Here is a 13,070-nt window from a genome sequence, read left to right as displayed (position 1 = left end):
TTCGGGGATGAATATGAAAGAACAATCCATGGGAGCGGCGTCCGTTCGGACTTCCGCTTCCGTTCATAAACGGTTTTTATCTTACGGAGCACTCGAAAAGTGGAAGGATTTTCTGTTTGCTTTGCCGGCCCTGGGCTTTCTCGGCGTGTTTCTGTTCTATCCGCTCATCTATTCCGTATACATCAGCTTCACCAACTGGAACATGACGAGACCGGTCAAAAAATTCGTCGGCCTGGACAACTATTCGAAAATACTTGCCAGCGAGGACTTTTACCAATCGCTCAAGGTGACGTTCATGTACACGGTGATGGATGTGGTTCTGACGCTGGTCATCGGCCTGCTGCTGGCCCTGCTACTGAATGTCACGTCCTCCCGCCTGTTCGGTTTTATGCGCGGCGTTATTTTTATGCCGTACTATATTTCCATGGTTGTTGCAGCCATGGTATTTACTTGGATCTACAACGGGCAGTATGGGCTTCTGAACCGCATCACGGCATTATTCGGCATGGATCCTGTGGAGTGGCTCATCAATCCTCAGACGGTTTTGCCCGCGCTCGCGGCCGTCTCGGTATGGAAAGGCGTCGGTTTTGCCATGATCCTGTTTATTGCGGGCATGCGCGGAATACCGGCCGAATATTATGAAGCCGCAGCCATCGACGGTGCCAGCCGCACGTCTGTTTTTCGTTACATTACGCTGCCGCTGCTCTCTCCAATGACTTTATTCTTGGTCATCACCAGTTTTATTTCTTCGATGCAAGCGTTTCAATCGATTGATGTCATGACCAACGGCGGGCCGCTCCAGAAAACGAATGCAATCGTGTACTGGATTTATACGATGGCGTTCGCGGAGTTTAAAACCGGCAGAGCCTCGGCGCTCGTCATGATTTTGTTCGTGATTATTTTGCTTTTGACGCTGCTTCAGTGGCTGGTCGGCAGGAAGAAGGTGCATTATGAAGGATAACCGGATGGCTGGGCAAAAGCATTACAAAACCTTGACCGCCGTGAGGATTTCGGTTGCGGTTTTGGTTACGCTTATCATGTTCTTCCCCGTATACTGGCTGCTCGTGAGCTCGCTGAAGACCCAGGCGGAGATGCGGATGGCGGTGCCTACCTTCTGGCCGAAAACCTTCGCCTGGGAAAATTACGCCGAGGCGTTCCGCGTGATTCCGTATGCCCGCTTCTTCGGCAATACGCTGCTCATGTCCGCCGGGTTAATCGTGCTGCAGCTGAACGTGGCATTGATGGCGGCATATGCTTTCGCGAAAGGACGCTTTTGGGGAAGGGACGCCCTCTTCTTCCTGGTGCTTGCGGCCTTGATCGTACCGGAGCAGATCACGTTCGTTCCCGTATATGTCATGATCTCGGACCTGGGATGGCTCAATACATACTGGGCGTTAATCATTCCGCATGGCGCTTCGGCTTTCGGCATATTTCTGCTCCGGCAGGCTTTTAAGTCGCTGAATAATGACGTGCTTGAGGCTGCACGGGTCGACGGGGCCGGACGCTTTACCATCCTGTACAGGATGCTGCTGCCGATGGCCATGCCGACGGTGGTGACGCTGGGCATTCTGATTTTCATCTCGTCCTGGAATTCCTACTTCTGGCCGCTCATTATGACCAACACCGACGACATGCGGGTATTGACCGTGGGAATTGCGATGCTGCGCGATTCCATCGCGGGAGACGAAGCCATGTATTTCAACGTGATCATGGCATCCAGCGTCATGGCCATCCTGCCGATCGTCATCGTGTTCAGCGCCATGCAGCGTCATATCGTCGCCGCCATGGCAAACTCCACCTTTAAATAGGAGACATGGCGAACCGCTAGCGATTGTACGTAAACAGGGGTGCTCATAAGAAGAATGATTCTTCTTAGGGCACCCCTGTTATATAGACAGTCGAAAGGCGGCAGACTTTTAGATTTGCCGCATGCAACCGTTTTCTGCAGGGCTATCTGCCAAATGCAACGTGAATCTGCACGATCTCGGAGCGGGAGCCCAGTCGGATCGGAGGGCCCCAGAACCCGTAGCCGGAGGATACGATAGATTGAAGCCGGCCCTTTTGCAAATATCCCCAGTCGTTCTCAAACAATGCCTGAGTGATCAGATGGGCAGGGAACACCTGCCCCCGGTGAGTATGGCCGGAAAGAATCAGATCCACCCCCTCCTGCTGCGCCTCGTCAAGAGCATTCGGCTGGTGATCGAGAAGAATGACCGGCTTGGTCAGATCCGTGCCCCGGAGGATGGAAGACAGGTCCGCTCTATCTTTATCCTGCTTGTCCCGCCTCCCCGCCAGAGTAAGCCCCTCTACGGTTAGCGCTTCATCATAAAGTACTGTCATTCCGCTATTCTCCAATACGCCGATCAGTTCCGTAATTTCTCCCTCGAACCTGTCATGATTGCCGAGGGATGCATACACCCCGTAGCGCGCTTGGATTCCGGTTAATATTTTGTCGATCCCCTGGCGCAAGTAGGCATCCACATCGTCATCGATAATATCGCCCGGAAATAATACGATATCCGGCTTCAATGCATTAATCTCCTCGACCAGCCGCTCGGCATGGGCTTTGCCCGAGAGCAATCCGAAATGCATGTCGGAGGCCATCACGATATTCATCCGCTTCAATGGGCCTGCATCTTTGGCGATGTTGATTTCATAAGCGCGAACGGCGGGACTATAGGCGTTAAAGGTGCCGTAACCGATCAGCACCACCATCAGCACCAGCACGGCGAAGCCTGCCCTTTTCTCGGCGATATCCTTGTTTAGCGCAGTCAACCGCAGGAGCCATAAGCAGGCATGCATCGGCGGGAGCAGGATAATCAATACATAAAATATGGCCATCCAGTAAGAGCCGATCATGTTCAATACCGTAAGATTGCCTAGAAACCGTCCGGAAATAAAAGATGTTGATACGACGGCCAGCACGGCAATATATAAAAATTTCAGCTGCCAGGATGACCCCGGGCTCATCCATTTCCATAAGCTCCTGCCAATATAAAAGACCAGAAAGCCGTATATCAGGAGCGTTGCTATCCCTATCCAAATAAACATCGCCTTCCCCTTCCGTAACCCCATCATGTCAAGAGGCGGCGACATACCCCAGACCGTGCACCTGAAGGAACATTGGCTTGTTCCGGCATATTGGTCTAACCCGCTGATTAGCGGGGTCCCTTAACCCTACAAACCGATGCGCTTCGGAAGCAGGTTGCCTACGATCGATTTGAGGTTGCGGTCCTCCGTATATTTGGCTTCCCCGACATCCAGCTCGTTAACCCGGATATACTTGTATTTCTCGCCCGCATCCGCCGGCCTGTATACCAATTCTTCGTTCGGATCCGGTACCACATTGTACTCCATATCCCGGAACATCTCCAGAATCTGATCGCCATCCGGCAGCTTTCCTTTATCCACAAAAACCAAACCCCGCAGTTTCTTGGGGCCCTCCTCATACGCAACCGTAAAATGAATGATGCATTCCATAGTCAAACTTCTCCTTTCCGTTGGCCATGGGCCGTCATGATAGGCAGGCATCTGCCTGCGCCGGTTGGGAAGCTGTTATATTCGGCGGAAAACAGTCCTGAAAAACGGCAAAAACCGGGACCATTCCCGGCGTCATCCCATCCTAGTATGTCCCAGTATATTTCCATTTACAAATCTTTGAAATGATGAAATTCACTGGCGCCGCCCTTATGATTCCTCTTTGCCCCCAACCGTTTCTTCCTCCTGATTATCCGGACCGCAGGCGACGTACTTGCCCTGAATGGCTCCGTAATGGGAGCCGTACCTCTCCTCCAGCTGTCGGCCCATATCCTGCTCAAGTTCAAACAGAACCATTTCCTGCGAAAAATGGTGCAGCAGAAGTTCAGCCATGACCGGGTGGGAGGTCACAAGCGCCTGCGTGTCCATCTCTCCGCCCCGCATGCCCAGCATGCACCATTCCCTGTCGATGACAAAAGAGAATTTGCGTCCTCCCCGCTTTCGTTCCGAAATCCCCTTCCAGCCGGGCCAGGCCAGCGTACGGGCAAGACCGTTATCCGGTCCGTCGCACGCCCAAAGCACCCGGACGCCGCGTTTTTCCGCCGCTTCGAGCTCCTCGCGCAGCAGCGTCGCCTCTTCCCGCCATACATCCACCACAATTTCGCGTTCGGCCTGGGCGAGTTTTTTCGCCGCGAGCTCCAGCACCGCTTTATCGCCTTCGACGTTAAGAAACGGTTCCCCATCCTTCTCCTGCCTTGGAAGGCTCTTCTCCACGTAGGCGAGAGATGCTTCCACCCGGCCCGATATCATCCGGGTCAAATCCTCCGGCTTCAGCGCCTTGTAGCGTACGGGCTCGCCGCTTTCGCGCTGCAGTGCTCCCTGACGCTCCAGCCGCTGCATGGCTGCATATACGTTGGAGCGTGAGGCTCCGAGACGCTTTGCAACCTCGTAGCCTCCGGCGGGGCCATGCTCCGCAAGGTCGACCATAATTTTAGATTCGATTTCGGTAAAGCCCAGATTGCGCAAATGATGCAGTAACTGTTCCATTTATATGTCCTCCCAAAGCTGCCTGCGGCGATGCTTTCCATCGCCGTCCATCCCGCTGTTCATGCGCAATGCTGCATTGTCATCCATACGCGCTAGATTTGCTCCGCACCGCATCGCGGGCACCATTTGGAGCCCTTCGGCAGGTCGGCGCTGCAAATCTGGCATTTCACGGTGTCCCTTACCGCGCCTTCCTTCGGCAGGTTTTCCTGACTCTGGTTGTTCTCCTGCCAAAAACGGATTCGGCGGTCCAATTCCAACTGGCGCTCCCGTTCACGCTCCAGTTCCTCCAGATGGCGGCGTTCGCGTTCGCGTTCGCGTTCCCGTTCCTCCTCCTGGCGGCGCAGCAGCTCCTCGTCCTCGTGCTCATATACAGGCGCCTCGGTTTCCGGTTCCAGGCTTGCCGCATCCGGCCGGTAAATGAAAGGCTCTTCGCCCTTCTCGGGAATCGCGATTTCCTCCGGAAAAAGAACCTCCCGCTCCGGCTGCTCTTCCCGAGGCTCGCTGCGACGCTGCGGTCCGGCCTTCATGCCGTTGTCCAGCTTGCTTCCGCAGTATGGGCAGAAGTTCGCATCCAGCGCAACGGTGCGTCCGCACTGGCACAGCCGCTCGTTCTTCAGGACGGCAATCCTTAAGCGCAGCTCATCGATCTGCTCCTGAAGAGCGTCGCAGGATTTGGCAAGGTTCACCATTTCCTTCTCCGCGACCGTCATATCCTGCGAGCGGTATCCCTCGTAAAATACTCTCCCCATTTCCGCATAATAGGAAGTTTTTTTGTTTTCTATGTCTGAAATCTGACCGTTTAATTTGTTAACCTCGACAACATTTTGGGCTTTTTCGGTCGCTTTGTTTGCCCCATCCTTCAGCCTTTGCAAAAAATTCATCGGTGTCTCTCCTCCTCGAATCCGGTTTATTTCAAAATATCAGGAAGAGAAACGACGAGAGCCCGCATCCTGATACCGCAAGAATAAACATGAACATAAACGTGATAACTTCGTATTCCTTCAAAGGAATTATAACGAATTCCGGCCGTGAAGCCAAATGGACCTTAGTCGGGGGAAAAGGGTCGTAGTTCTTGAATCACAAAAAAGCCCTCGGCGGCAAGCGTGATGCTAAACCGCCGAGGGCTGTCGTTTATTTGTTCTTGGCACGGTGCACCGTCAGGTTCACCCGGTTGGTTTCGCACATGAATACGGAAAGGTGGACGGGCCGATCCTCCGCGTCATACGCGGTTTTGACGATACGAAACAAGTTTGCGCCCGTATCGCATTCGAGATATTTTGCCAGTTCCCGGGTTGCTCCGATCACGTTGATGATTTTATCGTTGCTGTCGATTTCCGTTCCGTAATCTTCCTTAAGGATTTTATATATCGATTCTGCGCGGTCGATTCTCTTCTCCAAGCCGGGAAAACGCGTTAAGGGATAGTGGGCAAGATCATAAAACAATGGACGCTCGTTGACATACATGAGGCGTTCGAGCTCCAATACCGGACTGCCTTCTTCGACCCGAAGCTGCTCCGCCATATCATGGTTCGCTTCAATGATTTCGCTTCGTAGAATCCTGGAGTTCCCCATATGCCCCAGTTGATGGCTGAACTCCGAGAAGCCGCTCACGGACAGCAGCTCATTCTGAAACCGATTGGTGGTTACGAACGTACCCTTACGCTGGATGCGGGTTAATGTCCCGTCCTTTACGAGCTCCTCGATCGCTTTGCGGATCGTGATTCGGCTTACCTGATAAATTTCGCACAGCTCCGCTTCCGTCGGGATTTGCTCATCCGGCTTGTATTTTCCTTCTTTAATATCGTTGCTAAGCATTTGTCTGATTTGCATGTACAACGGCTGTGTTTTTAAAGGATTTAGATTCATGGCGACCTCGTGTCAGCAGTAGTTTCCTTATATTATACATGCAAAATCCAGTACATTTCCAGCTACCAGGCTCCGAAATACGTTATCGTCCGGGCCGCTTTGCTCGTTCCTTGCTCCAAGCAGCCGGCAAGAGGAAGCCGCTGAACGATCCCGTAGAGAAATCCGGCGATAAAGGAATCGCCTGCCCCCATCGTGTCGACCACCGCAACCTCCCGAGCAGCTTCCTTGTAATAGCGCTCCCCGTCGTAAGCCAGCGCTCCGTTCTCTCCGAGCGTGGCAATGGCCGCTTTGGCGCCCTTGGCTTGTATCTCCTTCAAGTATTCGCGGATATAGGCGTCATCCTGCGAGTAGGAAAAAAACGGATAATCGACCGAAGCTAGCAGCTCGGGGGGAATTTCCCGCTCCAGCCGGTCCGCGAAATCAAACGAAGTGATCAACCCCATAGCGTGCAGCTGCGGAAAACAAGATTCGCAGCGGCCCCATATTCCGGCATGAACCAACTGGTGCGAGGCCGCAAACTCGAGGTCCTCCCGGGTCAAGCGAAACTTCTCCATAACCCCCTCGCGGTATTCCCCGAATACGCGGTCATTTCCCTGCAGCTCCACAAAAGTGATGGCCGTATGCCCGTTTTTGATATGCAGATGGCTGAGGTCCACTCCCTTTTTCCCGATGGCTTCGGTCATTTGCCGTCCGTATTCGTCCGAGCCGACCCAGCCGATATACGAAACGTCCAGTCCGAGCTGTTTGAGATAGACGGCCACATTTACCGGATTTCCGCCAGGATAGCTCTCCTGCCGGGATAAATAGACGTCCATGCAGTTGTCTCCAATGGTAACGGCTTTCATGTCAACGCCTCCCTGGGTGGAAATATTCCCCTATCCGGAGGATAGGGGAATCGGACGGTTTAATATTCTACGACGCCGTAATAGCGGCGGTCGTCGGGATTGTGATCCCGCGCGACGGCAAAGTAATACGAAAACCATTCGAGCGGCACAAACATCACCATAGGCGCCAGATCGGCATGCAAGCCCCCCGACAGCTCTTTGTAGTCGAACACGAGAGATTCCCCTTTATACTTGTTCACGAAACGAAGGGCCCGTTCCGTAATATGGCGCGAAGCGTCCGTCCCGATCAGGAAAACGAAGGGTACGCCGGGCTCCACGATTTCCAGCGGACCGTGGCGGAATTCCCCGCTCTCGATCACGGCGCCGTGTCCCCACATAAATTCCATGTTGGTAATGACGCCTTCCTTGTATGCCAGCGAAAGCAGCGGGCCGGCAGCCACCGTGTAGAATCCCTTCCAGCCGCTGACCGATTTTGCCATTTCCAGCGCTTTCGCCTCGAACGAGTCGATGTGATCGGCAAGAACGCCCGGCAGTTTCGGGATATCCGCAAGAATCGACTCTACCTCCTTCGACGGCTCCGCGTTGCGGATCCACTCCAGCGCGAGGAAATACAAGGCCAGCAGGTGGCATTCCCACATCGCGTGCGCGTTATAGTCGATGACATACTGCGCTTCTTCGCCCAGCGGATTGCCTTTTCCCTGGTTGACTACGCTGATCGTGACGGCTCCGGCTTCATTGGCCAAACGCAAAGCTTTCACGACTTCCTCCGTCGTGCCGGAATGGGAGATCACGACAACCGCAGAGTCTGAGCCCAGCGCGCGGGGGGTATGGTCAACAAAGTCCCAACCCGTATGAACATTAGCAATGAAGGTGCTGTATTTATCGATCAAATATTTCGCGGCGGAACCGACCGCTTTGGAACTGCCGCACCCTACAAAATAGATCTTCCGGATTTGCTTGTCGACCAATTGCTGCGCAATTTTCGCGATTTTGGGCTGACCTTCTTGAATGAACGTTTCCACCTCAGGAATCATACTTGAAGTCACGAGAAAATCAACTTTTGTTTTGTCCAGTTCGAGCATGGGATCAACCAGCCTCTCTTTTATATTTGTTATGTTTTGTAATATAACATATTAACACTTTTGTAACAAGAAAACTTTTGATTTATTGCGTGATCGGAGCCCCGGGCTCCTGCTTGCGGGTTAAACGGTTTCGTTTCTCCCAATAGAAGTAGACCGGGAGGCCCGTCACAATGACGACAAGTGCGGCAATCATGCCTTCAACCGGCGCCCAGGTAAAGGTTCCCCAAGCCAGCCAAGCCGCGCCCAGTATGGCCAAGATCGTCGTTATACGCCACATCGGCATCCGATAGACCGGGTTGTAGTCCTCATTTTTCCGGCATTTGTAAACGGATACAAAGTCCAATATGTTAATTACCAGCTGAATTAATGTGAAATAACCGAGCAGCGTGGTCAGATCCGTCAAAAACACGAGTAAACACGCGTAGGAAACCTGAACGATGATCGAGAAGCTCGGCGTTTCGTACTTGGGATGAACCCTCGCAAACCGCTTGAAGAACAGCCCGTCCTTCGCCATGGCATATTCAAGCCGAGGCTGAAACATGATGCATGAGCTTAACGAGCCGAAGATGACGATGATCGCCGTAATGGCGATAAACGAAGAAGCCATGCCCGAGAGCCCGGGAATAAGGGACACCGCTTCGGACAAAGCCGCATCCGAACTCATTAAACGGTCAAAAGGCATAAGACCGGTAACGGAGACCGACAACGCGGTATACAGCAGCATAATGATCAGGACCGAGCTGATCAACGCCCGCGGCAGCACTTTGCCCGGATTCCTGAACTCCCCGGCCATGAAGCAGATCGAAGCCATCCCCGTATAAGCCCATGTCGTTGCCGATATCCCGCCGATCAAGCTTCCTCCCGCGTTCCCTCCGGCGGGTGGCGTATAGGCAAAGTACCCGGGGTTCATGTACAGAAAGCCCAGGACGATAACGATAACGAAAGGAATGACCTTGACGGCGGTAATAAACACCTGAAACGCTCCGCCGTCCTTGACGCTGCGGTAATGGAGAGCCGTAATGGCCAGTATGATGCACACCGCAAGCAATTTTCCGGCGAGTCCCGCGAAAAACGGAAAGAATATCGCGACGTAAGATACAAGCGCCAATGCCATAATGGCTATCGATGGCGGGTCAAGCGCCCAGAAGGCGGCCCAGCCGTAAAGAAATGCGAAAGGTCGCCAACCGGCTTTTTTCAGGTACACATAACCGCTTCCGTTCTCCGGATATGCGGTGGAGAGCTCCCCCAGCACCATCATCTGCGGGATCGCGATCAGACCGCCGATCAACCAAGCCAGGATCGAAATCATCGGCGTGCCGGATGCCCCCGCCACCTCGCCTACCGAGACGAATATGCCCGAACCGATGGTGGTTCCGACAGCCAGTGCCAATGCGGACCAGAAACCGAGTTTTCTTGTAAGCGTGCCGTTGCTCATTCACGTTTCCTCCATTTTAAACGAAATAGTGAATCACGAGGAAAAACCGAATTTTCGTAGCCCTGCCAGCGATTTGCGAATTGCGTCTTCCGGATCCCGGTAATAGCGGGAGCCCATGATCTCCAGCGTGAAAGCCCCTTTATAGCCATGCCGCAGGAGAGCCCCCATATAGGAAGGCCAGTCCAATTTACCGTCCCCTAGCCCAAGATGGGCATCGGAGCAGCCGTCCCCGTCAACAAGATGGAAATGAGGCACTTGGCTGAATGCTGCATAATAATCATCCGGGGTTTCACCCGCCAGCTGCATGGCGACGGTATCGATCATTCCCAACAAGGCGGGCGAGCCTATTTCCTTCAGCATGTTCTTCAGACCTTGCAAATCATAAATCAGGTTGGTCTCGAACCGGGTTAAAGGCTCCAATGCCAGACCTATTCCCTCTGTTTCCGCAGCGCGGGCTAAACGGCTAATCGAGTCGCACGCATATTTCCAGGATTCTGCGGCGGGGACGGAATAATCCCCGATCCCCGACGTGACAAGCATCATCGGCGCCTCCAGCTCCGCTGCCGCATACAGATTCTCTTCAAAATAGGCCAAGCTTCTGCACCTGAGGTCCGGATCGGAGGATGCCAGATTAAAGGGGTATACGCATTGTTCGGGCGTGTAACAGACAACCTGCAGGCTTCTTTCTTTTATTGACTTGCGGATGGTCCTTATGGAGCGAAGCGGCTGCCTGTCGATGTAAAAATGCGGCTCCCCTCCCCACAGCTCGATATGCCGAAGCCCAAGCTTCTCCATGCTGTTCAGGAAAAAATCGAAGGGATAATGACGAAAAGTGATGTTCATGCCGGCCAGGATCATGATGTGTTCACCTCCTCTCCAATGTAACCGTATTCATTTGTTATATAATGTATTATAATTATACATGACATAATTGCAAACTATTTTTTCATGCCGAGGAAGCGGTTTGACGTTCGGAAGGAATTTTCAGGGGCAGCAGGGATCCGGGGGTTAGGCACGGGATAGTGATACCAGAGTTTAAGGCTGCAATAGTAAGGGTTGATGGCAACAATAGCAAGGCTGCCAGAGTTGATGGCGGCGGGAGAGGGAGGCCTGAGTCTATGACCGTGATGACAACCTAACGGACATGGAGTCCGCTACCCATCCATAAACCCGCTATTCGTTTTCTAACGGACATGGAAGACTCTTACGAGCGGATGAGACGAGGAAAATACGTCAAAATGATCCATAACGGACCTGTTGTCCGTTAGAATTTCTTTTAGCCTTAAAAGCGGCGATAACGGATCTATTGTCCGTTAGAATCCTGCTTCTGGACAAAAAGCAATTCTTCGGCGGTTCTCGGGCATAGCTGTACGCCTCCCAGGAGAATTTTCATGGAATGGCCGTTGGAGCCGTTGACGGAAAGAAGATTTGTATGCGTGACAAGAACCAGGTTGGGGAAACTGTCCTTGATTCACGGACCGTGTGAACGTGTAAACAATGGATAAAAGAAGCAGGAGCGACGACACCGTCCCCCATAGAAGGACGATGGCGCTTCAAAACGGATCACGGAGGGATCAGCCATGAACGAAAAGAGACGTTACTACGTTTCCGTAGCTCACAATCTGATACAGGACGTACCCAATGACTCGAACGAGTTTGTCGTATCCTTGAACGATGGGGAGCTTACACAGCTGAAAGATTTACTGGATGAGGTGGGCGGAAGCGACAAATATGCGTTTAAACGCACCTTTGTGCCTTATAAATCCGCGGATCACGATGATGCCGCGGAGGAGTATGACGAGCGGACCATCGCGCTCTACCGCTTTCTCTACCGCTATGGGGACGAGAGTACCCGGCAGACGATCAAGGAGATGAACATCATTCCCAAAATAGAGAACTCGGGGTATGATCACCCCGGCTACGAAGGGTCTCCGCTAAACAAATAGGATCAGCCCGCCGCACGTAAAAAAACCTTTCCTCCGACAAAGGCCGACAGGCCATTGGTTGAAAGAAAGGTTTTTTTGTATTGTCCTATATCGGCTCAAGGTACCGGCCGAAATCCGGTTCGGGTTGCTGACAGGATTACAGCTTCATGTTGGCCTCGTCGAAATACTCTTCTAGCGTCAATCCGCTGGCGGCAATGTCCGGGGCGAGGTCTTCTCCGACATAACGGATATGCCACGGCTCGTATACGTACCCCGTAATCCCTTCCTGACCTTCAGGATAACGGATAATAAAGCCGTATTCCGGGGCATTCTCCGCCAGCCACAAGCCTTCCTTCGTATCGCCGAAGGCCTCGCTCAGCTCATAACCTGCGCTTGCGCTCGACACGTCGATCGACAGGCCGGTCTGATGCTCGCTCGTTCCCGGAACCGCGCTGATCCGACGGGCTTCTTCTTCCCCTTTGGAGCGGACATGGCTCTCATATACCGACTTTTGGCGCTCGTAAGAACGGTAGCCCGAAACCGCCCGCAACTCGATGCCTTCGCTTTCCGCCGCCGCGAACAGTTTCTCCAGCGCCTCCGCGGCTTCCTTGCGCATATTCCGTTTCTCATGGGGTTCGTCGAAAGAGAACTTTACGTTCGGTTCCACGAGGTCGCCCGGCGCATATCCGTCGGGCAGGCTGCGCTGCTTGTTCACGACGACGGCGACCGAATCCTCATTCGTTACAACCTGCATGCCATTCTCTTCCCGGGCCGTTGCCTGAAGAGCGTTCTCGCTCCGCTTGGCCATGACGGGATCCGCCTCATTGCCTTCCTCCGGCAGCGTACCGCCCTGCTGCGCCTCCGCTTGCGATTGCAGGTCCCGTCCTTTCGCTTCGCCGGAGCCTGCCGACTGGCATCCCGCCAGCAGCGCTCCCGCAAGCATCAAAAAAGAAAGCATCAGGCTTGTCCGACGTTTGACTTTCCCTGTTAAAACGCTCATCTTCCGTCTCTTCCTTTCCTCATGTCTCTCTTAGATGTCCATTGTACCCCATAGCGGTTTACGGGGACAAACCCCAATATGACAGAAAAAGACATCCGCATCTGAACGTGATTCCCTCATACGGCAAGCAAGCCCGTTTTTTCGGCTTTTGTCCGCAAAAAAACGCCGTTGTCTTTCAAGAAGGGCAAACGGCGTTTTGGGGCAGCATGAAATCTTATGCTTTCTAAATATGGGCGAAAAGCCTTAAAAGGGCTATTCTCGCCCGTCGTCACGGCTCGGCATCCCGCGGCGCAGGCGCTCGGCGTTGTCCGCCGCCTGGCGGACAACCAGCCCCAGCGCCTTGGCTGCGCCGCGCACCTGCGGCAGCAGGCCGGCCCAATCCCCGGCCGGTCC

Annotated in this window: 13 protein-coding genes; 3 read left to right on the top strand and 10 right to left on the bottom strand. The window is 53.4% G+C overall.

Annotation, left to right across the window (positions count from 1 at the left end; translation table 11 throughout):
- Positions 1-7 precede the first annotated feature (7 nt).
- Both XI25_RS05605 and XI25_RS05600 read left to right on the top strand, forming a co-directional pair.
- The gene (locus tag XI25_RS05605) at positions 8-961 is read left to right on the top strand and encodes a carbohydrate ABC transporter permease (protein ID WP_046677845.1); all 954 of its coding nucleotides are present in this window, start codon (positions 8-10) and stop codon (positions 959-961) included.
- Positions 951-1,808, top strand: coding sequence for a carbohydrate ABC transporter permease (locus XI25_RS05600; RefSeq protein WP_046677745.1), 858 nt, complete (start codon positions 951-953; stop codon positions 1,806-1,808). Before XI25_RS05605 ends, XI25_RS05600 begins: the two co-directional genes overlap by 11 nt.
- 142 nt (positions 1,809-1,950) lie before the next feature.
- Here XI25_RS05600 and XI25_RS05595 read toward each other — a convergent pair whose 3' ends face one another.
- From XI25_RS05595 to XI25_RS05555, 9 genes are all read right to left on the bottom strand, one after another.
- The gene (locus tag XI25_RS05595; protein WP_046677744.1) at positions 1,951-3,051 is read right to left on the bottom strand and encodes a metallophosphoesterase; all 1,101 of its coding nucleotides are present in this window, start codon (positions 3,049-3,051) and stop codon (positions 1,951-1,953) included.
- 126 nt (positions 3,052-3,177) lie between these two features.
- Positions 3,178-3,480, bottom strand: a complete 303-nt coding sequence (locus XI25_RS05590; protein ID WP_046677743.1) for a hypothetical protein — start codon at positions 3,478-3,480, stop codon at positions 3,178-3,180.
- Positions 3,481-3,687: 207 nt separating this feature from the next.
- Positions 3,688-4,524, bottom strand: a complete 837-nt coding sequence (locus XI25_RS05585; protein ID WP_046677742.1) for a TrmB family transcriptional regulator — start codon at positions 4,522-4,524, stop codon at positions 3,688-3,690.
- 92 nt (positions 4,525-4,616) lie between these two features.
- Complete coding sequence (locus tag XI25_RS05580) at positions 4,617-5,405, bottom strand: zinc ribbon domain-containing protein (RefSeq protein WP_046677741.1); 789 nt, start codon at positions 5,403-5,405, stop codon at positions 4,617-4,619.
- A 250-nt stretch (positions 5,406-5,655) separates the two neighbouring features.
- A complete protein-coding gene (locus XI25_RS05575; protein ID WP_046677740.1) occupies positions 5,656-6,390 on the bottom strand; it encodes a GntR family transcriptional regulator in 735 nt (244 codons plus the stop codon).
- A 62-nt stretch (positions 6,391-6,452) separates the two neighbouring features.
- Positions 6,453-7,235: a fructoselysine 6-kinase gene (frlD, locus tag XI25_RS05570; RefSeq protein WP_046677739.1), complete on the bottom strand. Its 783-nt coding sequence runs from the start codon at positions 7,233-7,235 to the stop codon at positions 6,453-6,455.
- Between the two features lie 59 nt (positions 7,236-7,294).
- Positions 7,295-8,317, bottom strand: coding sequence for an SIS domain-containing protein (locus XI25_RS05565; RefSeq protein ID WP_046677738.1), 1,023 nt, complete (start codon positions 8,315-8,317; stop codon positions 7,295-7,297).
- Positions 8,318-8,399: 82 nt separating this feature from the next.
- The gene (locus XI25_RS05560; RefSeq protein ID WP_046677737.1) at positions 8,400-9,752 is read right to left on the bottom strand and encodes an amino acid permease; all 1,353 of its coding nucleotides are present in this window, start codon (positions 9,750-9,752) and stop codon (positions 8,400-8,402) included.
- Between the two features lie 33 nt (positions 9,753-9,785).
- Positions 9,786-10,610, bottom strand: a complete 825-nt coding sequence (locus XI25_RS05555) for a sugar phosphate isomerase/epimerase family protein (protein ID WP_046677736.1) — start codon at positions 10,608-10,610, stop codon at positions 9,786-9,788.
- Positions 10,611-11,332: 722 nt separating this feature from the next.
- Here XI25_RS05555 and XI25_RS05550 point away from each other — a divergent pair.
- Entirely contained in the window at positions 11,333-11,698 is a 366-nt protein-coding gene (locus XI25_RS05550) for a hypothetical protein (protein WP_046677735.1), read from the top strand.
- Between the two features lie 136 nt (positions 11,699-11,834).
- Here XI25_RS05550 and XI25_RS05545 read toward each other — a convergent pair whose 3' ends face one another.
- Positions 11,835-12,677, bottom strand: coding sequence for a M15 family metallopeptidase (locus tag XI25_RS05545; RefSeq protein ID WP_046677734.1), 843 nt, complete (start codon positions 12,675-12,677; stop codon positions 11,835-11,837).
- Positions 12,678-13,070 lie beyond the last annotated feature (393 nt).

This window comes from Paenibacillus sp. DMB20 (genome assembly GCF_000987955.1).
Taxonomy (GTDB): Bacteria; Bacillota; Bacilli; order Paenibacillales; family Paenibacillaceae; genus Paenibacillus_AQ.
The sequence above is the reverse complement of the archived record's forward strand: the minus strand, read 5'-3'. Positions and strand labels throughout refer to the sequence as shown.